This is a genomic window from Pseudothauera nasutitermitis (genome assembly GCF_004801295.1).
In the GTDB taxonomy this organism is placed as follows: Bacteria; Pseudomonadota; Gammaproteobacteria; order Burkholderiales; family Rhodocyclaceae; genus Pseudothauera; species Pseudothauera nasutitermitis.
On record NZ_SSOC01000001.1, the window covers coordinates 577,359 to 600,501 of the forward strand.

Below are 23,143 nucleotides of genomic sequence, written 5' to 3' on the forward strand. Positions count from 1 at the left end.
CGGGCGGATTTCCTTCAATTCCCGGGGAGTCCGGCGCTTTCACGGCGCATGCGGGGCGGCCGGGAGGAGGTCGCCGGGGCATTCATGCGTTTTGCTGATTACCTATCTATTTTTTCTTGGTTCCCGCGTCCGGCGGGTCTGCCTAGGATGCGTCGCAAGTGCGCCGTGCCCGGCCGCTTCCCGCATTTCGTCAACAGTGAATCAAGGAATCAGGATGAAAACGAGTCGTCACCTGCTGCGCGCCGGCCTTGCCGCGCTCTGCCTGAGTACGTTTGCCGGCGCCGCGCTGGCCGAAAAGCTGAAGGTGGGTTACCTGCCCGCCAGCGGCCACGCCAAGTTCTTCGTCGCCCAGGAACAGGGCCTGTTCAAGCAGGAAGGGCTGGAGGTCGAACTGGTGGAATTCGTCAACCAGGCCGACGGCCTGCATGCGGTCACCTCCGGCAAGATCGACATCGGCGCCTTCGGCACTTCCGCGCCGCTGGTGCACTATTCGCGCGGTGCCGACCTGAAGGTCATCGGCGGCATCATGGGGCAGGATTCCTCCATCGTCGCCAAGCAGGAAAATGCCGCCGCCTACCGCAACATCGCCGACCTGAAGGGCAAGAAGATCGCCACCGTGCGCCTGGCCACCGGCGACGCCGTGCTGCGCGGCGCGCTCAAGGCCGCCGGCCTGGACTGGAAGACGGATGTGCAGATCTTCGAACTGAAGAACCCGCCGGCCGTGGCCGAGGCGGTGAAGTCCGGCCAGGTGGACGTGGGCGTGACCTGGGCGCCGCACGACGTGCTGGCCGAGCGCCAGGGCCTCAAGGTGGTGATCCGCTCCGGTGAGCTGCAGCCTGGCCACCCGTGCTGCCGCCTGGTGGTGAAGTCCGCCCGGCTCAACGATCAGGCCACGCTGGAGAAGTTCGTGCGCGCGATCCTGAAGGCCGAGAAGTTCGCCGCGCAGAATCGCAAGGAAACCATCGATTCCCTGCAGAAGTACGTGAAGCTGGACCGCGAGATCCTGGAAACCAGCTACTACTCGGCATGGCTGGACCAGACCTCCGACCCCAATGCCAAGGGCACCGCGCAGTTCTGGGAGACCCTGGCCGACTCGGGCTTCATCGAGGGCAATCGCGACATCAAGGGACTGTTTGCCCCGGAAACCTATCGCCGCGCGCTGGAGAGCCTGGCGAAGGAAGAGCCCAACGAGGCCTTCTGGCGCGAGCGCATCGCGCTGGAGAAGACGCGCAACACACTGTAAGCCCCGCAAGGGACTGTGTGTTGCGGAAAACGCCGCCCGGACAACCGGGCGGCGTTTTTCGTTGCGCCTACGCGCTCACCGAGAACTGCGACAGGCTGGCCTGGATGGTCGAGATGCCGTAGGTCTGCGCCAGTTGCAGGATGCGCGCGAGCACCAGATCGGTTTCCTGGGTCTGCGTGCTCGAAGCGCTCGTGCTTTCGCTGCCGGACTGCGATTCCTGCAAGGCCATGGCTTCCTTGAAGGTGACCTTGCCGTCTCCGTCGCTGTCGGCGGTATCGAAGTTCTCGATGACGCTGGACAGCAGGCTGGCGCGGGTGGGATCGCTGTCGCCGATTTCCTCCAGCTGGGCGGTGAGTTCTTCCAGCGAGAAGCCTTCGTCCTCGCCCTCCGGCGGGGGAGGCGGCGGCATGCCGCCGACACCGCCCGGACCGCCAGGTCCCTGACCCGAACTGCCGACCTGCTCGTTCAGCCGCGCGAGCAGGGAAGACAGCGCATCGCTGAATTCCTGCTCGGTGACGCTGCCGTCGCTGTCGCCATCCAGCGTGCTGAACAGCTCGCTGACCGAGCTCGTGGCACTCGTGGAAGAGGCGGTCGCGCTGTACGTGGTACTGCCTGTGCGCGCCGCCTGTGCCTGGATCGCGGCCAGCGTGGTGTAGACGCTGCTGCTTCCAATGCTGCTGATGCTCATGATGATCTCCCGAAGTGGAAGGTGGTTGAATGCGCGCTGCTTCGCGCGCACGGCTCTCCTATGCAAGTTTGCGGCCGGAAGCCCATGGCCGCGGCGTTAATCGGGGTAAAAGCGGGTTAACGAACATGCTCATGGATTGATTTTTCCATGGTGGGTGGTGGCGCTTGTGCCGTCCGCCGATTCAGGCCGGCAATTCCTGCCGCTCCGCCGCCTGGCTGGAAGCCTTGCGGCCGCAGGCCTGCGGGCCGTCCGGCGGCAGCCATTGCCGCACGCCGCGGTTCACTTGCTGCGCAATTCGCCGTCGCCGCCGATCCACTCCGCCGCCTCGCGGGTCAGCCAGACCTGGGCGCGCGCCTGATCGCGCAGCTGGGCATCCAGAAAGGCCGTGCTCAGTTCGGCGATCAGCCTGCGCTCGCGGCCGTTGCCAGCCGGCCCCCGGCCTTCGCCTCCCGGCGGTGGGCCGCCACGGCCTCCGTCGGGGCCGCGGCCGCTCATGCCGCCGCCACCGGGGCCCCCTCCACCCATTCCACCCATCCCTCCGCCACCACCGGGGCCCGCTCCGCCGCCGAATCCGCCGGACGGTCCATCCCCCATGCCACCGCCGGAGCCCCGCGTACCACGTTCCGCGCCCCGCGCCTCGTCGGTGCCGGACAGCGTTCGCCGCGTACTCCGGGCCAGCGTCAGCAGGTACTTGTCGCCGGCGGGCAGGGCGTCGAAGGGCAGGGGGCGGGGCGCCGCGCGTGCGGGTTCGAGCGGATCGTCGAGTCCGTGCGCGGTGACCAGCAGCAGGGGGGCGTGAATGGCGCCAAGGCGTGCGTCCGCATCCTCTGTCGCCGCGCGGACGGGCGGCGACAGGGCGATGGCCGCGCGCAGCATGGGCAGATCCAGTGCGCTCCGGGCCGCGTCGCTCAGGCCGTCCTGCCGTTCGCCGGCGAAGGCCAGCGCGGTTTGCGCGCCCAGGTCGAACCCGGCCAGCGCGACGCGCCGCCAGTCGATGCGCCCGTAGGGCGTGGAGGCGTCGCCGCCGCGCCGCGCGAGATCGTCGACAAGCCGGCGGGTGCGCAGGATGCGGCGCGACAGAGCCTGCGCGCCGAAGCGTTCGCGGGCGATGGCGGAAAAATCGCCGCGCCGTGCGGCGGCCGAAGACCATACCCCGGCATCGTCCGCGCCCTGGAAACTCAACACCGCATGGCCGGCCCGCGCCCAGGCCTGCCGCCACGCCAGCCCCGCGCCGGCGGGCTCGCCCAGGCCGGGCAGGTAGATCACCAGCGGCACCTGTGCGGCGTCGCGCGGCAGCAGCCATTCCAGCGCCAGTTCCTCGTCGCCGGTTCGCCAGACATCGTGGAAGCTTTCTTCCCGGTAGGGCGCTTCCGCCAGATAGCCCGGCTTCTCCGGCTGATTGCGCGGATCACCGCCGTCGGGTCCGCGCCGGGGCGGCCGGGCGCAAGCACCCAGCAGGGCCGCGCAGGCCAGTTGCAGGGCCAGCCGCCGCGCGGGCTGGAACAGGTGCGCGCTCAAGGCCGGCGCTCCGGCGCGGGAGCGCGGCGCGGCGCGCCGTCGGGCGGGTGGTTGTCCGCGCCCGCTCCATGCGCGGGTCCGGCGCCCGGCCCCGGCCGCGCTTCGGTGCGCTCCGCTTCCAGTGCCTGGCGCTGCGCTGGGCTCAGTACGGCGCGCGAACGCGCGTCGAGTTCGGTGCGCGCGAGCAGCAGGGCGGCCAGCGCCCGCCCGTGGCGTTCGGCAGCGGCGCGGGCGCGCGTCGCGTCGAAGGACTCGGCTTCGCCCAGCGCGCGCAGTTCGCGCAGGGCGGCATCGGCCTCGCGCTGCAACTGGCGCAGCCGGGGCGCCTGGGCGTGGTGCAGGTCGAACAGCTGATCCTGCTGGGCTTCGCTCAGTTCGATGCCCGGCGGAAGCCGCAGTCCCGGAATGAAGGCAGGCGAGGGCGGCGGCGCGAATCCGGGCGGCGGTGCGTCGGGGGCGGCCGAGGCCTGCAGCGACACGGCCAGCAGCGCGGCGGCCAGCCAGCACGGGAAGCGTCTGGAAATGATGGAGGGCATGATGTCTTTCCTCTGCGAGTTGGGAGTCCGCCACCGGTCTCCGGCGACGGCGTGGCCATTCTCGGCAGGGGGCGGATCAAGTGCCGTTGCACGGGGGTAAAAACGGGTAAAGAGGCATGGCCGCGCGCCTGGGCGCTGCCCTATGATGGGCGCCATGAATCCCATGGAAACCGCCGTCTCCTCCGCATCCCGCGTGCTGCTGGTGGACGACGACACCGAACTGCTCGATCTGCTGCGCGACTACCTGGAAGGCGACGGCTTCGCCGTCGAATGCGCGCACGACGGCGTCAGCGGGGTGGCCGAGGCGCTCTCCGGCCGCCACGACATCGTCGTGCTCGACGTCATGCTGCCGGGCCTGGGCGGCATCCAGGCGCTCAGCCGCATCCGCGCCGAAAGCCTGCTGCCGGTGCTGATGCTGACCGCGCGCGGCGACGACACCGACCGCATCGTCGGCCTCGAACTGGGCGCCGACGACTACGTGCCCAAGCCGTGTACGCCGCGCGAACTGTCCGCGCGGCTGAAGGCCATCCTGAAGCGCGTGGATGCCTCCGCGCGCACCGATGCCGCGCGCCAGCTGGTGGCCGGCGACCTGTGCCTGCGTCCTGGCCGGCGCAGCGCCGAACTGGGCGGCGCGCCGCTGGAACTCACCAGCACCGAATACTCGCTGCTGGAAACCCTGGTGCGCCACGCCGGCCGGCCGGTGAGCAAGCAGACCCTGTCGGAAGAGGCGCTGGGGCGCCCGCTGGCGCGCTTCGACCGCAGCATCGACGTGCATATCAGCCGCATCCGCCAGAAGCTGGGCAATTTCGCCGATGGCCGTGCGCGCATCCAGACCGTGATCCGCCGGGGCTACCAACTGGCCGACGAATGAGACCGGGCAACGCGCGCAACGGCGGCATGGGCCGCCTGTTCTGGAAATTCTTCTTCTTTTTCTGGCTGGCCCAGCTGGTCACCTCGCTGGGCGTGGGCGTGACCATCTGGCTGTTGAGGCCGGACAGCGATGCGTCGACGCCGGTCTTCCAGCACCCGCCGCCGGGCGTGTTTCCTCCGCCCGGCGCGCTGGCGCCGCCGCCCGGGGGGCAGGACCATCCGCCGCCCGCTCCGGCGTCCGCGCCGCCGCAGCCGGATCGCTCCCCGCCGGCGCCGCCGCCCTGGATGCCGCCGCTGATGCCGCTGATGGCCGGCAGCCTGGTCAGCCTGCTGTTCGCCGCACTGCTGGCCTGGTACTTCGCGCGGCCCATCCGCAAGCTGCGCGGCGCCTTCGAGGCGGTGGCCGCCGGCCGGCTGGATACCCGCATCGGCGACTCGCTGGCCAGCCGCGACGATGAACTGGCCAGCCTGGGGCAGGACTTCGACCGCATGGCCGAACGCCTGCAGGACCTGCTCGACGGCCGCCAGCGCCTGCTGCACGACGTCTCCCACGAACTGCGCTCGCCGCTGGCCCGTTTGCAGGCTGCCGCCGACCTGGCGCGCCGGCACCCGGAACGCGGCGTGGCCTTCATCGAACGCGTGGAGCGCGAAAGCGTGCGCATGGACCGCCTGGTGGGCGAACTGCTCACCCTGGCGCGCCTGGATGCGGGCATGGCGGAAGGGGCTGCCGAGGAAGTCGACTTGGCCGACCTGATCGCCCGCATCGCCGAGGACGCCGAACTGGAAGGCCGCGCGCGTGCCTGCGCCATCGCCATGGCGGTGGAAGAAGGCCTGCACGTGGCGGGACAGCCCGAACTGCTGCACCGCATGCTGGAGAACGTGGTGCGCAACGCCGTGCGCCATTCGCCCGAGGGGGGAAGCGTGCGTATCGAGGCGTATGGGGACTCGGGGCAGGGCGTGGCCGTGGTGGACATCGCGGATATGGGCCCCGGTGTGCCGGAAGAGGATCTGGAGCGCATCTTCCAGCCCTTCCGACGTGGAGAAGGGGCCGGTGCGGGCGGTTACGGGCTGGGGCTGGCGATCACCCGCCGGGTTGCCGAGGCGCATGGCGGCAGCGTGCGCGCCGCCAACCGCCCTGGCGGCGGCCTGCGGGTATCCATCGCCCTGCCGATGCGCGCGGCACGCGCCGCCGTGCCGGCCGGGGAGGGCGGCGACGGCCGGTGATGGGCGCGCATGCCCGCGCGCTGGCAGGTTCGTGCCGGCTTTTCTCCCCGTTTTCGTTTAAGGTTGCGGACACTTTTCATGCGGATTCTCGACGTGCCGAAGTCATTCCTCCCATGCGCCGTTGTGGCCGTGGCGCTGGCCGCCTGCGCCACGCAGCCCTATACCCCGGCCAGCGGCGATCTGCCCGTGGTGCCGCCGGCCTGGACCGAAGCGCTGGACGCGGCCCCGGCGGCGGCCGGCGGCGAACGGCTGGCGTACTGGTGGCGGCACTTCGGCGATGCCGGACTGAGCACGCTGGTGGAACAGGCGCTGGAACGCAACAACGACGTGCGCAGCGCGCGCGCCGCGTTGCGCCAGGCACGCGCGCAACGCGCGGTGAGCGCGGCCGGCCTGCAGCCCACGCTGGATTTCGCCGGCTCCGCGCAGCGCGCGCGCACCGACAGCCAGCCCGCCGACAACCTGTTCCAGGTGGGCGTGGATGCCGCCTGGGAAGTGGATCTGGCCGGCGGCCTGCGCGCCGGGCTGGCCGCCGCCGAGGCCGACCTGCTGGCCAGTGCGGCCTCGCTGGACGACACCCGCGTATCCATCGCCGCCGAGGTGGCGCTGGCCTACATCGACCTGCGCGGCAACCAGCAGCGCCTGGCGGTGGCGCGCGCCAACCTCGCCAATCAGGAAGAAACCCTGCAGATCACCCGCTGGCGCGAGCAGGCCGGGCTGGTCACCCAGTTGGAAGTGGAGCAGGCGCGCACCTCGGTCGAGCAGACCCGCGCCAGCCTGTCCAGCCTGGAAGACGCCGTCGCCCAGGCGATCAACAGCCTGGCGGTGCTCGGCGCGCAGACGCCCGGCGATCTGCGCGCCCAGTTGCTGGAAGCTCCCGGCGGGGCGCTGGCGGTGGTGCCGCGCCCGGCCGACACCCTGGCGGTGAGCCTGCCGGCCGATACCCTGCGCCAGCGCCCGGACGTGCGCGCCGCCGGGCTGCGCGTCGAAGCCGCGCGGGCGCGGGTGGATGAAGCCCAGGCCGCGCGCTACCCCAGCCTGCGCCTGTCCGGTTCGCTCGGCCTGTCCGCGCTCACCTTCGGCGCGCTGGACAGTGCCGGCGTGGCCAGCAGCCTGCTCGCCAGCGTCGGCCTGCCGCTGTTCGACGGCGGCGCGCTCGCCGCCCAGGTGGAAGTGCGCGATGCCGCGCTGGAGCAGACCTACCACGAGTACGGCGCGGCGGTGCTGACCGCGCTGGGCGAGGTGGAGAACGCGTTGACCGCGCTGCGCACCTCGCGCGACAGCCTCGCCAGCCTGGACCGCGCGGCCGAGGCCGCCGCCAATGCCGACGAACTGGCCGGCCAGCGCTACGCCAGCGGGCTGGTGGACTTCCAGGTGGTGCTGGACACCCAGCGTACCCGCCTCAACGCGGAAGACGCCGTGGTCAGCGCCGCCGCGCAGTTCGCCGCCAACCACGTGCAGCTCTACAAGGCGCTCGGCGGCGGCTGGTCCGCCCAGCGCGCAACCGACCCCCAGTCCGCTTCCGACGCCGCGCCCGCGGCGCTTTCCGCAACCGCTGCTTCATCCTCCGCGCCATGAACGACAAGACCCGCAACGACGCCTCCGATTTTTCGCTCGACGACGCGCCCGCCCGCAGCTGGTGGCGGCGCCCCCGGACGTGGATCGCCGCCGCGCTGATCCTGCTCGCGCTGCTCGGCCTGCGTTTCTGGCTCGGCGCGGGCACCGCCGGCGCGCCGCAGTACGTCACCGAAGAGGTCACGCGCGGCACGCTGCGCCTGTCGATCAACGCCACCGGCACGCTGCAGCCCACGCGCAGCGTGGAGATCGGCAGCGAACTGTCCGGCACCGTGGCGCGCGTGCTGGTGGACGTGAACGACCGGGTCAAGATCGGCCAGGTGCTGGTGGAACTCGATACCGCCAAGCTGCACGACGACGTGGAGCGCGCCCGCGCCAGCCTCGCCAGCGCGGAAGCCTCGGTGGCCGAGGCGGTCGCCACCGTGCAGGAGAACCGCAGCACGCTGGCGCGCCTGGAAGAGGTCGCCCGCCTGTCCGGCGGCAAGGTGCCCTCGCGTACCGAACTGGATACCGCGCGCGCCGCGCTGGCCCGCGCCGAGGCGGCGGAAACCTCCGCCCGCGCGGCGGTGGTGGAGGCCAAGGCCACGCTGGCCACCAACGAGACCAATCTGGGCAAGGCCTCGATCCGCTCGCCCATCGACGGCGTGGTGTTGGCCCGCGACGTGGACCCCGGCAACGCCGTGGCCGCCTCGCTGCAGGCCGTCACCCTGTTCACCCTGGCGGAGGACCTGTCGCGCCTGAAGCTGGAAGTGAACGTGGACGAAGCCGACATCGGCCAGGTGGCAACGGGGCAGCCCGCCAACTTCACCGTCAGCGCGTGGCCCAACCGGCGCTACCCGGCCACCGTCACGCGGGTGGATTTCGGCTCGACCACCACCGACAACGTGGTCACCTACACCACCACGCTGGACGTCGCCAACGAGGACCTGTCGCTGCGCCCCGGCATGACCGCCAGCGCCATCATCACCGCCACCGAGCGCGAGAACGTCATCCTGGTGCCCAACATGGCGCTGCGCTTCACCCCGGTGCTGCCCGCCGCGAGCGGCGGCGGCGGGGGGCGCGGGCTGGTCGGCAGCCTGCTGCCGCGCCCGCCCGAACAAACCGTCGTGCCGCGCAGCGGCGGCGCGGATGCGCGCCAGGTGTGGGTGCTGCGCAACGGCCAGGCGGTGGCCGTGCCGGTGAGCACCGGGCTGTCCGACGGGCGCACCACGGAAATCGTCAGCGGCGAGCTGCAGCCGGGCGAGCGGGCCATCGTCGACCAGCGCAGCGGAGCCGCGCGGTGAGTTCAACGCCCGAGGACAATCTGCCGCTGATCCGCCTGCGCGGGCTGACCAAGGTCTACGGCCAGGGGCAGGCCGCCTTCCAGGCGCTCAAGGGCGTGGATCTGGACATCGAGGCCGGCGACTTCGTCGCCATCATGGGGCCGAGCGGCTCGGGCAAATCCACCGTGATGAACACCCTGGGCTGCCTGGACACCCCCACCGGCGGCGAATACCTGTTCCACGGCCTGCACGTCGAGCGCCTGGGCCGCGACCAGCGCGCCCGCCTGCGCCGGCGTTACCTGGGCTTCGTGTTCCAGGGCTTCAACCTGCTGGCGCGCACCTCGGCGCAGGAAAACGTCGAACTGCCGCTGCTCTACCGCGGCGAACCGGCCGCCGCCCGCCACCGCGCCGCGCGCGCCGCGCTGGCCTCGGTGGGCCTGGATGGCTGGGAGCACCACACCCCGGCCGAACTCTCCGGCGGGCAGCAGCAGCGCGTGGCCATCGCGCGCGCCATCGTCACCGAGCCGGAAGTGCTGCTCGCCGACGAACCCACCGGCAACCTGGACACCCAGCGCAGCCACGAGATCATGGAACTGCTGTGGCGGCTCAACGACGAGCAGGGCATCACCGTGCTGATGGTCACCCACGAGCCGGACATGGCGCAGTACGCCCGCCGCATCGTGCACTTCGTCGACGGGCGCATCGACAGCGACACGCGCAACCCCCAACCCGCCGCGCTGGCGCGCCGCGCGGCGAACACGGCAAGCGTGGCAAGCGCCGAGGGGGCCAACTGATGCTGCTCAACACGCTCCTGCTCGCGCTGCGCGAAATCCGCCGCAACCTGCTGCGCTCCTTCCTCACCATCCTCGGCATCGTCATCGGCGTGAGCGCGGTGATCACCATGGTCACCCTGGGCAACGGCGCCACCCGCGCGGTGCAGCAGCAGATCGCCGCGCTGGGCACCAACCTGCTGATGATCATGCCCGGCCAGCGCCTGGGGCCGGGGCGCAGCAGCGCCGGCGCGCCGACCTTCAAGGAAGCCGACGTGGAGGCCATCCGCCAGCAGATCGGCGGCGTCAACGTGGTCGCCCCGCAACTGATGTCCAGCGTCACCCTGGTGGCCAACGGGCGCAACTGGTCGTCCACCATCAACGGCACCAGCAACGAGTACTTCATCTCCAACAACTGGACGCTGGTCTCCGGCCGCCAGTTCGAGGAGGCCGAGGAACGCGCCGGCAGCGCCGTGTGCGTGATCGGCGAAACCGTACGCCGCGAACTGTACGGCAGCGCCAGCGCCCTGGAGGTGCTCGGCCAGCCGCTGCGCATCAAGAACTTTTCCTGCGAGATCATCGGCGTGCTGCTCTCCAAGGGCCAGTCCGGCATGGGCAGCGACCAGGACAACATGGTGGTGATGCCGCTGCGCACCGTGCAGCGGCGCATCTCCGGCAGCCAGCGGGTGGACGTGCTGCTGGTGTCGCTGCAGGACGGCAGCGACAGCGAGCGCGTCAAGGCCAGCCTGACCAACCTGCTGCGCGAACGGCGCAACCTGTCCGACACCGACGAGGACAACTTCAACATCCTCGACACTCGCCAGTTCGCCGACGCCATGGCCGGCACCACCCAGGTGATGACCATGCTGCTCGGCGCCGTGGCCGGGGTGAGCCTGCTGGTGGGTGGCATCGGCATCATGAACATCATGCTGGTGAGCGTCACCGAGCGCACCCGCGAAATCGGCATCCGCCTCGCCATCGGTGCGCTGGAACGCGAGGTGCTGCTGCAGTTCCTCATCGAGGCGGTGGCCCTGGCCGCGCTGGGCGGGCTGATTGGCGTCGTGCTGGCCACGCTGGCCTCGCTGGCGCTCTCCGCCATCATGCAGATGCCCTACGTGTTCAACCTGGGCATCAACGTGCTGTCCTTCGCCTTCTCCGCCGCCATCGGCGTGGTGTTCGGCTACTTCCCGGCACGGCGCGCGGCGCGGCTGGACCCGATCGAGGCGCTGCGGCACGAGTGAGCGAGGCGCGCGGTTGTGGGGAATCCGCGGGCGGCGGTTCCTGGCGGATCGGAGCGCTCAAGGTGATGGCTGCAGGGGTTAGCGCAGCCTGCCAACCTCGGCTGGAAAAGCCGGAGGTTCCTCCATCCTGGCCCTTTCATACTTTTGAGAGATGGGTTGGAATGATGTATCGTTCCACTCGATATCCATAGGTATTTTCTCGCGAGTGCTGCAGCGTTCCAAACGTACTCGTTCGTCCTGTGCCTCAAGCAAGTTGAGAGGATGGGGCGAGGCTGCGGGCGGATTCATGTTAGGCGTCAAAGTGCTATCGATGCTGAAAGCTAATAGGCGACGAATCAATATCTTGCTAGGCTTTGTTCATCTTTTCTGATAAGTCGGATAACATGATTACGCCGACATTTGCCGTCTACTAAGATGTTAGAACCCAATCTACGCCATGTCTCAGTTCAAGCTCGAAAAACAGCTCCCATCTTGCACCGTCAGCAAAGATTTGCTGAGGGAGCTAGAAGCATATTTGCTCGCTAAAGCTAAAGCACTCGCTGGCGATGAAGTTCTTGAAGAAGGTCGACATTTTCGCGTCCGCATTCACGACGACCTTGGCGTTGAAACAATTTCGACCGTAGATAGCATTCCCGGTGGCCAGTTCTTGGACAGTACTAGCCAGGTGGCACTTGAACTCGACCTCAGGTATGGGAAGACATCATTTCCGTTGGAAGTAGATATCCGGTTCAACAAGGACCGTTCGTTTTCCAAACTTACAATCGCCTACAGCGGTGATGATGCGCGGTCTGTGGTTGCTGGACTAAACGACGGAGTATTGCGATTGGTTCTTTCGGCAAAGAATGGAAACAGATTCTTCAATCCACCACCGGCGTTTGAGGGCGCTTTATGGGTTGCAACCTCTTTACCCTTATTCGCCGGCTCGGTTATAGAGAAGACGCTGCCATCCGGGTTCGCCTTTGGCGCTCTCCTTGCGGCACTTATGTATGCCTACCTGATAGCGGGCAAACGCTTGCGCCCTTACACGGCGTTTGACACCCCGTCGACTGAAAGAAATTCAAAGATCGTCGAGTGGTTTATCTACGGACTCGCGGGTTTTCTTGTCTTCGGCACTCTGTTTGTTGTCCTCAGAAAAAGTGCCATTGGGTTCTAACATGGCGCTCAACCTCGCTCCCTTCGGTCGCTGGACGCTGTGCGATAAAGCCGCGCAGCGCCGGTTAGCTCTACGTTAGACCTTGGATCAAGCATCATGAGAATCCGAAGCGAACTGCCTTCAGATACTGTCGCCATTGAGGCGGTCACTGTCGCGGCATTCAGAAATGCTCCCCACACCGACCACACGGAACATTTCATCGTTCGAGAGTTGCGTAACGCAGGTGTGTTGTCTGTGTCTCTCGTTGCGGAGGACGGTGGCACAGTCGTTGGGCATGTTGCTGTGTCACCCGTTACCATCTCAAATGGCGCACTCGGATGGTATGGGCTCGGGCCAATCTCCGTCGAGCCGGAACGACAAGGTACTGGCATCGGCACGCAACTCATGCAAGCTGCGCTTAATGAGCTGCGTTCAAGCGGTGCCTGCGGATGTGTTGTGCTGGGAGAGCCTGGTTACTACTCCCGCTTCGGCTTCGTCGCAGACCCAAGACTGGTGTTGCCCAGGGTGCCACCAGAGTACTTTCAATCCATATCTTTCAACGGCTCACTACCTACTGGCACTATTTCGTACCATGATGCATTCGCAGCCAAGGTCTAACAATTCATTCAAGCCGACGCCGCTTCGCGGCGCGGCTTAATTCAGGCGTTAGGCGAACGAAGCAGCCATACTCCGCTGGCGTGACTTTCTATGCAGGAACGATTGTGAGAGAGTGGTCAGAAATTAATACTTTTACTCGCTGACCAGCGGAGAAGCCCGCCCGATGAATCCAATATCCACGAAGCGTAATCCAGGGAACCGCCGGCGGTCGCGGCCCCCTGCCTTTGAGGTGGTATTCGTAGTAGCTTCTGCGAATAGTGAGCAGACGTGGCTTGAGCGCTATGGCGTTTCGAACGGCCATGAAGAGACTCCTGGTGGTTTGTTCAATTCGCCTCCTGTTCAGGGAGGCGGCCGGGTACTTGAACACGGCCACCAGACCGCCCGCAGCTTTCCCCTTTCGGGTCTTGTATGACTGCGCGCTACCCGGCCATAGCAAGAACTATGGGCGTAAAAAAACCACAGCTATCGGGTGTAGTGTCCGCTGGTGGAAAGGTGTGTTCAGCACCTGAGCTACAGGCTAGCGACTTCACGCAGCAGGGTCAACCGACTTCTATCCATTGCACCACAACCGACACCTGCCTAACATTTTGGTCGAGAGGGACGGCCTGCAAGCTGTGCTTGCAGGTTCCCTCCGCGCTACGCGCTCCGGCCGCCCCTCACCTCAAACGTTAGATTCCTCATCCATTTAAACGCCCTCATGACTGAAGAAAGTTACAGCTTTCGTTGCCGCAAATACAAGCGAAACAATGATGGGACAGTTAGTCACTACATACTGGAAATCATTGGCAGGGAGAGTGGAGAAACGGAAGAGCTTCTGTTAACTCCAAAAGAGCTGCTTTCTCCCGTGTCCATGAAGAGAATTCTTATAGACCGGAGAATTTTCTACTCAGCAACAAAGAAGAAACACAATGAGATGCTCAAAGAGCTTTTCGCCAGTCCACTCAGTGCCATCTAACATTCCGCTCCAGTGGGACGCTCCGCCGGCAAGCCGGCTTCGCGCCCCTGAGCTTGAACGTTAGGTGCATACCATTACACACAACTCGTATGGAATGAGTGGAGTTCAGCCCTGATCGGATGTAAATCATTGATTTTATTGCGAACCAATGGCTTGGCATGCCGATCTGATGGGTTGTTCATAAGCTGTTGATTTTGTGGAAAAAAAGACATGTCTTATGAGTTGTGTGGAACGGGATGCGTTAGGTGCCGGAAAACATGCGCTTTGTAATCGTTGGAACAAGCGGATCGGGAAAGACTGCCTTCGCGAATTCGCTGTCCAAAGCCATGGGATACCCACACATCGAACTCGATCGACTCTACTGGGGGCCAAACTGGGCGGCCGTACCGCCTGAAAAGTTCGAGACTGCTGTACGGGGGTTTACCAATGATGATAACTGGGTAGTTGATGGAAACTACAGCGCCGTCCGTGATGTGCTCTGGTCTAGAGCCACACATATCGTCTGGCTCAACTTTGATCGCTTTACGGTGTTCTCACGGGTATTCTGGCGCACGGTTAGTCGAGGTGTTATGCGCACCGAACTTTTCAATGGCAACCGTGAGTCGCTGCGCATGGCTTTCTTCTCCAAAGATTCTGTGCTCCTTTGGTCGCTCACCACGTTTGCCAAGAATCGAACCAAGTTTCAGCTTCTTCGTAAAGACCCGAAGTTCGCACATTTACAATGGACAGAAATCACGAAACCGTCTCATGCTAACGCTGTCATCCAGTCTTTTGCCCGTGTTCACACCTAACATGGCGCTCAACCTCGCTCCCTTCGGTCGCTGGACGCTGCGCGACAAGGCCGCGCAGCGCCGGTTAGCTCTACGTTATGCGCTAAAAGCCCGCGATGTTTGAACTCAAGACACTTGATGAATACTCAGATGATGCGCTGCTTGATGAGATCAAGCGGGTAGCACTCGCAATTGGCGGCCAACGCCTTACGCAGCAGAAGTTCCTAGAACTGTCAAAGGTGCACGTAACAACCGTGCGCAGGAGATTTGGCTCGTGGAAAAATGCTCTTGACCTTGCGGGAATTGACGAGAAAGTTGCGCCTCGTTTCAACCCCGTTTCACGGGAGGCGGTTATTCAAGCTATCTCACTGCAAGCACAGGAACTCCCCGACGTATCACCAACTCTTGAGTCAGTCGCTCAACGCCTTGGAGTGCACAAGACAACTCTGGCCGGAAAGTTTGGCACCTGGCAAAGTCTTCTGCGTGAGGTAGGACTTGATCCTGTTCCTATGGGGCGCCGCTACACGGATGAAGAATGCTTTGAGAACATCGTGGCTCTCTGGACGTACTACGGCCGTCAACCAAACTTCGCGGAACTCAATCAAGCGCCATCCACCGTAGGCTCCAAAGCATACGTAAGGCGCTGGGGTGGTTGGCGCGCTGCCCTGAGCGCGTTCATCAAACACGTCAATCAGTCACCTCAGGGTGCTTCACAAACACCCCCAAGCCATGTCATTCAACAGCAAGAGGAATGCGCTCCAGCTTCTGCGCCACGGAGCATCAGTCTTTCACTTCGTTACAGGGTGCTCTGCCGTGACCACTTTAGATGTGTCATATGCGGTCGCTCTCCGGCCAAAGGCCATAGCGTGGAGTTACATGTTGACCACATTATTCCTTGGTCTAAAGGCGGACAAAATGTTGAGGAAAACTTGCGCACGCTTTGCTTTGATTGCAACTTGGGCAAGGGTGACAAGCAAGAGCACGCATAACAATTCATTCAATCCGACGCCGCTTCGCGGCGCGGCTTAATTCAGGCTACAAGGGCGCTTACGCATGGATGACTGGCTCGTCAAACTTATTGCTCCGGTTCTTGCCGCTGCTGCGGGCGTTTACCTTGGTTTCCTTCAAGGTCGCTGGAGCAAGTACAGGGAGATCGTCTACGCGAAGAAGATCGAGATATATGGCAATCTCGTCACGCAGCTTCTCGAATTTACGTCGCTTTGCGCACCCAATGACAAACTGACCATGGACCAATATGCCAAAGTGGTCTCGGGGTTCATTGAAACGCAGAACGCATTTTTTAGGGCAAGTCTGTTTATGCCCGAAGCACTGCACAGAGATATACAAATTGCTTTCACTCCCGCCAATGATCGTATAGCGAGAATCCATGCAACCCTTGATAGCCTTAAAAAGATGCGCAATGGTGAGGCGAAGTCAGAGCAGGAGTTGGGAGTGCAGGACTATGCAGAATTCAAAACCAGAACCCTTGGCGCACTGGAAGACTTAAAGGGCCTACCAGGCCCATTCCTGCCGTTGGTTCAGGAGGTGCCGCGCATGGTGAAGATGCTGAAGAAAGATCTGGGCATTTCCACTTTGGATAGTCGGTTTTATGAAAAAGCGCCCTAACCCTGCATTCAAGCCGATGCCGCTTCGCGGCGCGGATTAATTCAAGCGTTAGTGGAGGATATTATGCCATTCCCGCCGGAAGAGCGTAAGGCATTGCTGGGTGTGAAGGGCGTTGGCCCTACGGTGGTGGCTCGCCTTGAGCAAATGGGATTTGAATCACTGGCTCATCTGAGCAAAGCCAATGCGCTGGATATCGTCTCTCAAGCCTCGGCTATCGTCGGCTCCACTTGCTGGAAGAACAGTCCACAGGCCCGCGCTGCCATCCAGGCTGCAATTGCATTGGCGCAATCGCGCCATGCATGATAAGTCCGTCAACCGGATCGCCAAGATGCTGCGCCCTTTGTTGTCCGGTTACATCCAAGGTTAGGCCGCAGACATGAGTACAGCATCTCCCTTTGCCCATACATCCGAACCGCCGTATTACGCCGTAATTTTTTCTTCTCGGCGCACCGAAGGCGACAACGGTTACGAAAGTATGGCTGAAAGAATGGTTGCTCTTGCCGCCAAGCAACCTGGCTTTCTCGGGGCTGAAAGCGCCCGTGGTGTCGATGGCTTTGGCATCACGGTCTCATACTGGACATCCCCCGAGTGTATTGCCGCTTGGAAGGCGAATGTCGAGCACTGTGCCGCGCAAGAAATGGGTAAACATGCATGGTACGAACACTATGAAATCAGAGTCGCAAAGGTTGAGCGGGCTTATGGCAAGCCATCAGTCTGACGTCTCGGTCGAGGGAGGCTCCGTAAGCGGGCCTCGCCTACTCGCTTCACCTTAAGCGTTGGCCTGCTTAGAACTTTCTTTCATCGCTCGCCATGAATCCATACACAATTTGGGAGTCAAGGCTATTTCGCATCTCCCACTCCTATGATTTCCGCTTGCCAGGCTATCTGTTTGTCGAGAATCGCATTGGTGCTCCCAGCTTGGAGAGTTTTCCACCCAATACGCACGGGCAGCTTGGTGAAGCGCTCAGGCTCGCTGAACATCTTGTACGCAAGATTGTGTCTCCCGAACGGGTGTATATTCTGAAATTTGGAGAGTCCGATGAACGCGTCCATTTCCATGTAATTCCACGTACACGCAAGCTGCTGGACGCTTACCTGTCTTCCGAGAAAGACGAGCCTCCATTCAATGGGGCTCTGATAACCGCCTGGGTCTGGAAAAATGTAGATCGGCTCGGCCACACAATGGAGGAAGTCCATGCTTTTGTGCAGCGTGCCCGGGCAGAAAGTGCGGTCTCATGAGCGCTTCGAGCCGACCGCCCAAAATCTACACTTTTTGTTTGTTCCGCACTTTGCGCCCCGGCGTCGGCTCAAACTGCACGTTGGGCGTCACAATCATTCCACCAATCCGACCGGAGCTTTACCAAATGATTAGCCTTGAGTTCCTCGTTACCTCGCTCATTGTGGTGCTCATTCCGGGCACGGGCGTCGTCTACACGGTATCGACCGGCCTCGTCCAAGGCCGAAAGGCAAGCGTGTTCGCCGCACTCGGATGCACGGCTGGAATCATTCCCCACCTCATGGCTACCGTTCTTGGCCTGGCCGCTGTCATGCACACGAGCGCCGTCGCATTTCAAGTGCTCAAATACGCAGGCGTTGCATACTTGCTCTATATCGCCTATGTAACCTGGCGCGACAAATCCGCCTTCGCTGTTGATGAAAGCTTGTCCAGAAGTTCAGCGTCAGGCTTGGTCGTTAAGGCGTTTCTGCTGAACATCCTTAACCCGAAACTGACCATCTTCTTCCTCGCCTTCCTGCCCCAGTTCATTCCCCCCAGTGCGAGTAACCCGCTTTTGCAGCTTCTTCTGTTGAGTGCCGTTTTCATGGCGATGACTTTTTTCGTATTCGTCATCTACGGCCTGCTTGCCCATGGGTTTCGCAAGGCGGTTATCGAGTCGCAGCAGATTCAATCCTGGCTGCGCCGTGGCTTTGCGGCCACCTTTGCAGGCCTGGGGGCAAACCTTGCGTTTACGGAGAAATGAGGCTCAATCCATCATTCCATCGGCTCTGCGCGAGAAGCGGCGCAGGCTGATGGATTCAGGCCTTATCCGATGGCAGAAGATTCTTCCCGGCTTGTCGCCGAAACCTTCGCACTAGCGGCCCGGCACGGCTTGCATTTGGCGGGCGCCGTTACCTTCAACGAGACGGGTCTCGACTTTCGGGTCGGATTCGCGACGGACACGGCGGGGCGGCGCTGGGTGCTCAGGATTCCCCGCCGCGATGACGTGCGACCCAAGATCGAACGCGAGGCACGAATCCTGGATTTCGTGAAGCAGCGGCTTCCGGTCGAGGTGCCGGACTGGCAGGTGCGGGGCCCCGATCTGGTGGCGTATCCCATGCTGACGGACCCCATGGCGCTCGTCTTCGACGCCGGGACCCATGCCGTTACCTGGAACATCGACCAGGGGGCTGAAATCTATGTGACCAGCCTCGCCGAGGTGCTTGTGGCGTTGCACGCGTCACCAGTGGAGGAGGCGGTAGCGGCCGGTATTCCTGCCTCCTCTCCGGAGGAGGCACGGATCAAGGTCCGCCAGGATCTGGAGCGCGTGAAGCAGGAAATCGGCATCGGCCGGGATCTGGAAGCGCGGTGCCGGCGCTGGCTGGACAGCGATAGGCTCTGGCCCGACTTCTCCGTTCTCACCCATGGCGACCTCTACATCGGGCATGTCACTGCTGCGGCCGATGCACGCGTCAGCGGTGTGATCGACTGGACGGAGGCGGAGATCAGCGATCCGTCGATCGACTTCGCCGGCCATCTCGCGGCCTTCAGTCCGGAGAGCCTGGAGCGGCTCGTCGCCGCCTACGAACTCGCCGGCGGCCGTACCTGGCCCGCCATGGTGGCGCACATCGAGGAGAGGCACGCCGCTTCGCCGATCAAGTACGGCATCTTTGCGATCAGCACCGGCAACGAGCAGAACCTCGCGGCGGCCAAAGCCCAGCTTGGTGCGGGATAGGCGGCAATACATGGAGGACGCGGTGAGTTCTGAGTTCTCTGGCTTGAAGCGGCCAAAGCATCCAATGCCGGAATTCGTTGCACGGGCACTGAATGAGCGTGGCCTGATGGGGGCTTACAAGGACCGTCCCGCCTATCAGCAGAACGACTACATCGGCTGGATAAACCGGGCGAAGCGCCAGGAAACCAAGGAGAAGAGGCTCTCCCGGATGTTGGATGAGCTTGAAGCCGGTGGTATCTACATGAACATGAAGCACACCGCGTCAGCAAGGAAATGATCGGTCGGCTTTATGCTCATTGAGCAGCTTGGCGATTTCGGCTTTGACGAAAAGAACGTACCCGGCCACCTGGCCCGCGCGCAAGGCCAGGCGGTCCTCCGCATGCCCAAGATAGGCCTGCCGGGCTTCAAGCAATACGGCATGATGTTCGGCGGGCAAACGCGCCAGCGCCCAGTCGGCAGCGGTGTCCTTCGGTACGATCTTTCCGGTTGCCGCGCTGTACCAGATGCGGGCCAGGGTGAGCACGACATTCCGTTCATCGCCCGCCCAGTCCGGCGGCGAGTTCCACAGTTTCAGCGCGTCGGCCAACGCCATGGCAAGATCGCGCTCGGGTACCGGATCGAAAAAGTCCTCCGCCGGTGGGCCCACCAAGGCGGTGCTGTGTTGCCTTGCCTTGGTCAGCAGGATCGCCAGATCGGCATCGCTGGCGGCGGGCTCGCAGACGCCGGCAAGAATGTCGTGGCGCAGCCATTCCCCGAATTGCAGTTCCCGCCTGGGCGGGTAACGCCACGGCACGATGTCGCCGTGCCCGACCACGGTGACTTCCAGGGCGCGCAGGGCTGCGTCCTGGCCGGGCGGTGCGGAAATTTTCAGCAGGTCGAGCAGCAGCGCCTGCCGCACGGCTTCTGCGGGCCGTGCCGCCACGGTAACCAGCAGATCAATGTCGCTGTAGGGCTTCAGGCCGCCATCCAGCACGGAGCCGTACACATGCACGGCCAGCAGCGTCGGGGCCAGATGACGCTCGATGACGCCGAGCGCCTGTGACAACTGCGCGGAGATTTCGGTGGGTACGCGGTTGTTCATGGCATGAAGCGGGTTCCGCCTCGGGGGAGGCGGAAACGGAGATGGCTAGAATCTCGGGTTGATGCTCAGCGACAGCATGGCCGATAGCTGGCACAGCGGCCTTCCTGAGTCTTGCTGCAATGCATTGAAGGCCTCCTGCACGGTTTGCATGTCGCGCTGGCTGGTGGGGTCGTGGTCAATGATGCCTGCGGCTTTCAGGCGCGCGACCACGTCGCTGGTCAATAGGAAGGTGTCCTTGCCGACCAGGCGCAGGAATCCGGCGGCCGAGCGTCCGCCCAGGCGAGCGCCCCGTTTGCCCAGCAAATGCCATAGGCCGATGATGTCGGTGCCCGGCCAGTCGGCGATGAATTCGCCGAAACTGCGGCCCTGTTCCTGGCGAATGTCCAGGATGAACTGGGCGTTCTGGGGGATGGTCTGCAGTTTGGCGAGGTGGCGGATGATCCGGTCGTTTTTCATATGGCCTTCGATCTGCTCAGGGCTGAGCAGCGCCATTTTCTCGGGCGCAAAACCCCAGAAGGTTTCTTCGAAGGCAGGCCATTTTGCATCGACCACCGAGTGCTGCATGCCGGCCTGGAATACCCGCTGGCTCATGGCAGACAGATAGCGGTCGTCGCTTTTCTGCTTCAACTCTTCGGGGGTAAGCGCCTTGGGCAGGAAAGCCTCCATGGCTTCGTCCGATTCGAAGCGCTTGCGTACGGTGTCGTAAAGCCAGCGGTAGTCAAGGGTCATGCTTGCCTCATTTTGTTCCGGCATCGAATGCCTCGTGGAATTTGGCGATGCCTTGCGGCACAGATTGCGAGAAGGAAATGGGCTGCGTCATTGTGGCGCTCCGGCAAAACGCCGTGCATCCTTGAGCAGCAGGATCAGCTGCCCCTCACGCACCGGCGTCGGCTCGAAGCCGAAGCGCCGGTAGAAGGCATCCGCCTGGGCGTCGACCGGGTGCGTCAGCAAGGCGCGGATGCCCGCTTGTTCCGCAATGACCATCGTGCGCAGGATGGCGTCCTGCAGCAGGCTGGAGCCCAGGCCTTTGCGCTGGTAATCGAGGTCGACGGCCAGCCTTGCCAGAATCACCAGCGGAATCGGATATCGGCCCATGCCGCGACGAACGCGCTCGGGCGCTTCCAGCGTATCGATCTGGCCGACGGTCAGGCTGTAGTAACCGGCAATCCGGTCACCTGCGCAGGCCACGAAGGTTCTCGCCGAGCCGCCGGCCTGCGCCTGGCGTGCATGCTGCAGCAGCCAATGGGTGAGTGCCGGTTTGCCGCAGTCGAAATCGTCCAGGCGGTGGTGCGCCCCGAGTGCTTGCGGCTTCGACAGCTTCATTTACCGGCCCAGACCGGGGGCCGGGAAAAAAGGTCGGCCAGCCCGGAGTTGTCCGATTCCGGGCGGTCCAGCATGTCCATGAGTGCCTGATACTGGCTGCCGGAAACCATGAACAGGCGCTGGTCGAGCAGGGTCTGCTCGGCGGCCTGGCAGGCGGCATCGAGAATGAAGTCGGTCAGTGACTTGTGTGCAGCCTCGGCCGCCCGACGCAGCACGGCTTCCTGTTCAGGGGTTGCGCGCAGGCCGAGCCGGGCAGAGCGGGCAGAAGTGGCGGTGGGCATGGCAGTGCCTCCTCATTCGGGTACATCGGCTGCCATGTTAGTACAAATGACGCAATGCGGCTAATTGCGGCCGATCCGGGCGGCACCGAGGGGCATGGGCTCCGGGCGGGTGCATCAGGGTTTCAAATAGGAATCAGTTGCACATAAAATCGCCATTTCCCCTTTTCTCCAGGAAAAACGGTGCCCGGTTCCGCTTCCAATCCCTTGCTGGCTTGCTATCAGGAGCATTACACAGGTCTGCTGCAGTTTCTGATCAAGCGCACCGGCTGCCGCGAAACCGCGCGCGAACTGGTGCAGGAAACCTGGCTCAGCCTGGCTGAGCAACCGCTCGACAGCCTGCCCGAATCCGCCGGGCAGGATTGGCGCGCCTACATCTTCACCATCGCCGCAAACCGCGCCATCGACCACCAGCGCCGTGCGTGCCTCGCCCGCGAGCGCTTCGCCGAACTGCCGGACGGCGTGGAGGCCGAGGCCGGCGCCGGCAGCGACACGGTGCGCCGCCATGCCCATCGGGAAGCGCTGCAAGCGGTGCAGGACTGCCTCGACGGATTGCCCGAGCGCACCCGCGACATCTTCCTGGCCGACCGCCTGGAGGGCGAGAAGCGCGAAGGCATCGCGCGGCGCCACGGCGTTTCGCTGGCCACGGTGGAGCGCGAGGTCATGCTGGCGATGGACCACGTCGAACAGGCCATGCTGAGCTGGCAGGGCGAGGCGGTGCCCGAACGCCGGGGACGGCGCCGGAACCTGGCGCGCCTGCTCGGCCTCGGCGCCGGCACGGCGGTGCTCCCCACACTGTGGCAGGCTTGGCGGCACTGGGTGCCGGTCTACCACGCCGACCTCGCTTCCGCGCCCGGCCGCTTCCACGGCGAAGCCCTGCCGGACGGCAGCACCGTGCTGCTCGACGGTGCCAGCGCCATCGCGCTGGCCTACTACCGCACGCGGCGCACCGCGCACCTGCGCCAGGGCGGCGCCTTCTTCGCCATCGCCCCGGATGGCGCGCGGCCCTTCACCGTCACCGCGCTCGACGTCTCGGTCGAGGTGCTGGGCACGCGCTTTGCCGTGGATATCGAACGCGACTGGGTGAGGGTGGATGTCGAATCCGGCCGTGTCCAGGTGCGGGCCGGCGATGGCGGGCAACACCTGCTGACCGCCGGGCAGAGCCTGCGGGTGCGCGCAGGGGGCAGTTCCGCCGAACCGGGCGGGGCCGGGCAGGGCGCGGGCCTTCCCGTGGCGCCGTGGCGCGACGGCTGGCTGGACTTCCAGCACACCCCGCTGGCGCTGGTGGCCGAACGCCTGTCGCGCTACAGCGCCGAGCCGATCCGGGTCGCGCCGGCCGTCGGCGGGCTGCCGGTGATCGCGCGCGTCCACATCGCCGAGCGCGACAACTGGCTGCGCCTGTTGCCCGCCATCCTGCCGGTGGAGGCGCGCCGCAGCACCGACGGAAGCTGGCGCATCGAGGCACGGCACTGAGGCCGGCGCAGA

General features: G+C 64.4%; 27 protein-coding genes. 19 read left to right on the forward strand and 8 right to left on the reverse strand.

Translation table 11 applies throughout. The features are described 5' to 3' along the window. Window positions 1–214: 214 nt before the first annotated feature. Window positions 215–1,243, forward strand: a complete 1,029-nt coding sequence (locus tag E6C76_RS02675) for an ABC transporter substrate-binding protein (RefSeq protein ID WP_136346707.1) — start codon at window positions 215–217, stop codon at window positions 1,241–1,243. A 67-nt stretch (window positions 1,244–1,310) separates the two neighbouring features. On the opposite strand, the gene E6C76_RS02680 is transcribed toward E6C76_RS02675, so the two are convergent. From E6C76_RS02680 to E6C76_RS02690, 3 genes are all read right to left on the reverse strand, one after another. Further along, window positions 1,311–1,931 carry an EF-hand domain-containing protein gene (locus E6C76_RS02680; protein ID WP_136346708.1) on the reverse strand — a complete coding sequence of 207 codons (621 nt, stop codon included), beginning with the start codon at window positions 1,929–1,931 and terminating at the stop codon, window positions 1,311–1,313. Window positions 1,932–2,210: 279 nt separating this feature from the next. Continuing rightward, the gene (locus E6C76_RS22180) at window positions 2,211–3,449 is read right to left on the reverse strand and encodes an alpha/beta hydrolase family protein (protein WP_136346709.1); all 1,239 of its coding nucleotides are present in this window, start codon (window positions 3,447–3,449) and stop codon (window positions 2,211–2,213) included. Then, a complete protein-coding gene (locus tag E6C76_RS02690) occupies window positions 3,446–3,985 on the reverse strand; it encodes a Spy/CpxP family protein refolding chaperone (protein ID WP_168734219.1) in 540 nt (179 codons plus the stop codon). Before E6C76_RS02690 ends, E6C76_RS22180 begins: the two co-directional genes overlap by 4 nt. Window positions 3,986–4,139: 154 nt before the next feature. On the opposite strand from E6C76_RS02690, the gene E6C76_RS02695 reads away from it, so the two are divergent. The 8 genes from E6C76_RS02695 to E6C76_RS02730 all read left to right on the forward strand — a co-directional run bounded on the left by E6C76_RS02695 (window position 4,140) and on the right by E6C76_RS02730 (window position 12,674). Beyond that, complete coding sequence (locus E6C76_RS02695; RefSeq protein ID WP_136346711.1) at window positions 4,140–4,856, forward strand: response regulator transcription factor; 717 nt, start codon at window positions 4,140–4,142, stop codon at window positions 4,854–4,856. Continuing rightward, a complete protein-coding gene (locus tag E6C76_RS02700) occupies window positions 4,853–6,079 on the forward strand; it encodes a HAMP domain-containing sensor histidine kinase (RefSeq protein WP_230976138.1) in 1,227 nt (408 codons plus the stop codon). The genes E6C76_RS02695 and E6C76_RS02700 overlap by 4 nt, the downstream gene beginning before the upstream one ends. Before the next feature lie 93 nt (window positions 6,080–6,172). Next, complete coding sequence (locus E6C76_RS02705; protein WP_230976139.1) at window positions 6,173–7,654, forward strand: efflux transporter outer membrane subunit; 1,482 nt, start codon at window positions 6,173–6,175, stop codon at window positions 7,652–7,654. Continuing rightward, a complete protein-coding gene (locus tag E6C76_RS02710; RefSeq protein WP_136346713.1) occupies window positions 7,651–8,934 on the forward strand; it encodes an efflux RND transporter periplasmic adaptor subunit in 1,284 nt (427 codons plus the stop codon). Before E6C76_RS02705 ends, E6C76_RS02710 begins: the two co-directional genes overlap by 4 nt. Next, window positions 8,931–9,707 (forward strand): ABC transporter ATP-binding protein, encoded by a 777-nt coding sequence (locus tag E6C76_RS02715; protein WP_136346714.1) that lies wholly within the window; start codon window positions 8,931–8,933, stop codon window positions 9,705–9,707. Before E6C76_RS02710 ends, E6C76_RS02715 begins: the two co-directional genes overlap by 4 nt. Then, a complete protein-coding gene (locus E6C76_RS02720) occupies window positions 9,707–10,924 on the forward strand; it encodes an ABC transporter permease (protein ID WP_136346715.1) in 1,218 nt (405 codons plus the stop codon). The genes E6C76_RS02715 and E6C76_RS02720 overlap by 1 nt, the downstream gene beginning before the upstream one ends. A gap of 436 nt (window positions 10,925–11,360) precedes the next feature. Continuing rightward, a complete protein-coding gene (locus E6C76_RS02725) occupies window positions 11,361–12,077 on the forward strand; it encodes a hypothetical protein (protein WP_136346716.1) in 717 nt (238 codons plus the stop codon). A gap of 96 nt (window positions 12,078–12,173) precedes the next feature. After that, window positions 12,174–12,674: a GNAT family N-acetyltransferase gene (locus E6C76_RS02730; protein ID WP_136346717.1), complete on the forward strand. Its 501-nt coding sequence runs from the start codon at window positions 12,174–12,176 to the stop codon at window positions 12,672–12,674. 88 nt (window positions 12,675–12,762) lie between these two features. On the opposite strand, the gene E6C76_RS22670 is transcribed toward E6C76_RS02730, so the two are convergent. Continuing rightward, the gene (locus E6C76_RS22670; protein WP_136346718.1) at window positions 12,763–12,975 is read right to left on the reverse strand and encodes a SymE family type I addiction module toxin; all 213 of its coding nucleotides are present in this window, start codon (window positions 12,973–12,975) and stop codon (window positions 12,763–12,765) included. Between the two features lie 911 nt (window positions 12,976–13,886). Between E6C76_RS22670 and E6C76_RS02740 the strand changes: the two genes are divergently transcribed. The 9 genes from E6C76_RS02740 (at window position 13,887) to E6C76_RS02780 (ending at window position 19,253) form a co-directional block, all read left to right on the forward strand. Next, window positions 13,887–14,420: a P-loop NTPase family protein gene (locus E6C76_RS02740; protein WP_136346719.1), complete on the forward strand. Its 534-nt coding sequence runs from the start codon at window positions 13,887–13,889 to the stop codon at window positions 14,418–14,420. Window positions 14,421–14,515: 95 nt separating this feature from the next. Continuing rightward, entirely contained in the window at window positions 14,516–15,388 is an 873-nt protein-coding gene (locus E6C76_RS02745; RefSeq protein ID WP_136346720.1) for a homing endonuclease associated repeat-containing protein, read from the forward strand. 64 nt (window positions 15,389–15,452) lie between these two features. Then, the gene (locus E6C76_RS02750; protein WP_136346721.1) at window positions 15,453–16,025 is read left to right on the forward strand and encodes a hypothetical protein; all 573 of its coding nucleotides are present in this window, start codon (window positions 15,453–15,455) and stop codon (window positions 16,023–16,025) included. 63 nt (window positions 16,026–16,088) lie between these two features. Further along, window positions 16,089–16,328 (forward strand): helix-hairpin-helix domain-containing protein, encoded by a 240-nt coding sequence (locus tag E6C76_RS02755; RefSeq protein WP_136346722.1) that lies wholly within the window; start codon window positions 16,089–16,091, stop codon window positions 16,326–16,328. A 73-nt stretch (window positions 16,329–16,401) separates the two neighbouring features. Further along, window positions 16,402–16,743 carry an antibiotic biosynthesis monooxygenase family protein gene (locus E6C76_RS02760; RefSeq protein ID WP_136346723.1) on the forward strand — a complete coding sequence of 114 codons (342 nt, stop codon included), beginning with the start codon at window positions 16,402–16,404 and terminating at the stop codon, window positions 16,741–16,743. A gap of 155 nt (window positions 16,744–16,898) precedes the next feature. Next, on the forward strand, window positions 16,899–17,264 hold the full coding sequence (locus tag E6C76_RS02765) for a hypothetical protein (RefSeq protein ID WP_136346724.1): 366 nt from the start codon (window positions 16,899–16,901) through the stop codon (window positions 17,262–17,264). After that, window positions 17,261–18,004: a LysE family translocator gene (locus E6C76_RS02770; RefSeq protein ID WP_230976140.1), complete on the forward strand. Its 744-nt coding sequence runs from the start codon at window positions 17,261–17,263 to the stop codon at window positions 18,002–18,004. The genes E6C76_RS02765 and E6C76_RS02770 overlap by 4 nt, the downstream gene beginning before the upstream one ends. 69 nt (window positions 18,005–18,073) lie before the next feature. Continuing rightward, window positions 18,074–18,976: a macrolide 2'-phosphotransferase gene (locus E6C76_RS02775; RefSeq protein ID WP_136346725.1), complete on the forward strand. Its 903-nt coding sequence runs from the start codon at window positions 18,074–18,076 to the stop codon at window positions 18,974–18,976. A 10-nt stretch (window positions 18,977–18,986) separates the two neighbouring features. Then, entirely contained in the window at window positions 18,987–19,253 is a 267-nt protein-coding gene (locus tag E6C76_RS02780) for a YdeI/OmpD-associated family protein (RefSeq protein ID WP_211090082.1), read from the forward strand. Here the strand turns inward: E6C76_RS02780 and E6C76_RS02785 are convergent. The 4 genes from E6C76_RS02785 to E6C76_RS02800 all read right to left on the reverse strand — a co-directional run bounded on the left by E6C76_RS02785 (window position 19,239) and on the right by E6C76_RS02800 (window position 21,661). Next, window positions 19,239–20,057 carry an AadA family aminoglycoside 3''-O-nucleotidyltransferase gene (locus tag E6C76_RS02785; protein WP_136346726.1) on the reverse strand — a complete coding sequence of 273 codons (819 nt, stop codon included), beginning with the start codon at window positions 20,055–20,057 and terminating at the stop codon, window positions 19,239–19,241. The genes E6C76_RS02780 and E6C76_RS02785 overlap by 15 nt on opposite strands. Window positions 20,058–20,102: 45 nt before the next feature. Beyond that, window positions 20,103–20,786 carry a DNA-3-methyladenine glycosylase I gene (locus tag E6C76_RS02790; RefSeq protein ID WP_136346727.1) on the reverse strand — a complete coding sequence of 228 codons (684 nt, stop codon included), beginning with the start codon at window positions 20,784–20,786 and terminating at the stop codon, window positions 20,103–20,105. 87 nt (window positions 20,787–20,873) lie between these two features. Continuing rightward, a complete protein-coding gene (locus E6C76_RS02795; RefSeq protein ID WP_136346728.1) occupies window positions 20,874–21,380 on the reverse strand; it encodes a GNAT family N-acetyltransferase in 507 nt (168 codons plus the stop codon). Further along, complete coding sequence (locus E6C76_RS02800; protein WP_136346729.1) at window positions 21,377–21,661, reverse strand: type II toxin-antitoxin system TacA family antitoxin; 285 nt, start codon at window positions 21,659–21,661, stop codon at window positions 21,377–21,379. The genes E6C76_RS02795 and E6C76_RS02800 overlap by 4 nt, the downstream gene beginning before the upstream one ends. Window positions 21,662–21,841: 180 nt before the next feature. On the opposite strand from E6C76_RS02800, the gene E6C76_RS02805 reads away from it, so the two are divergent. Then, window positions 21,842–23,131 carry a sigma-70 family RNA polymerase sigma factor gene (locus E6C76_RS02805; RefSeq protein WP_136346730.1) on the forward strand — a complete coding sequence of 430 codons (1,290 nt, stop codon included), beginning with the start codon at window positions 21,842–21,844 and terminating at the stop codon, window positions 23,129–23,131. Window positions 23,132–23,143 lie beyond the last annotated feature (12 nt).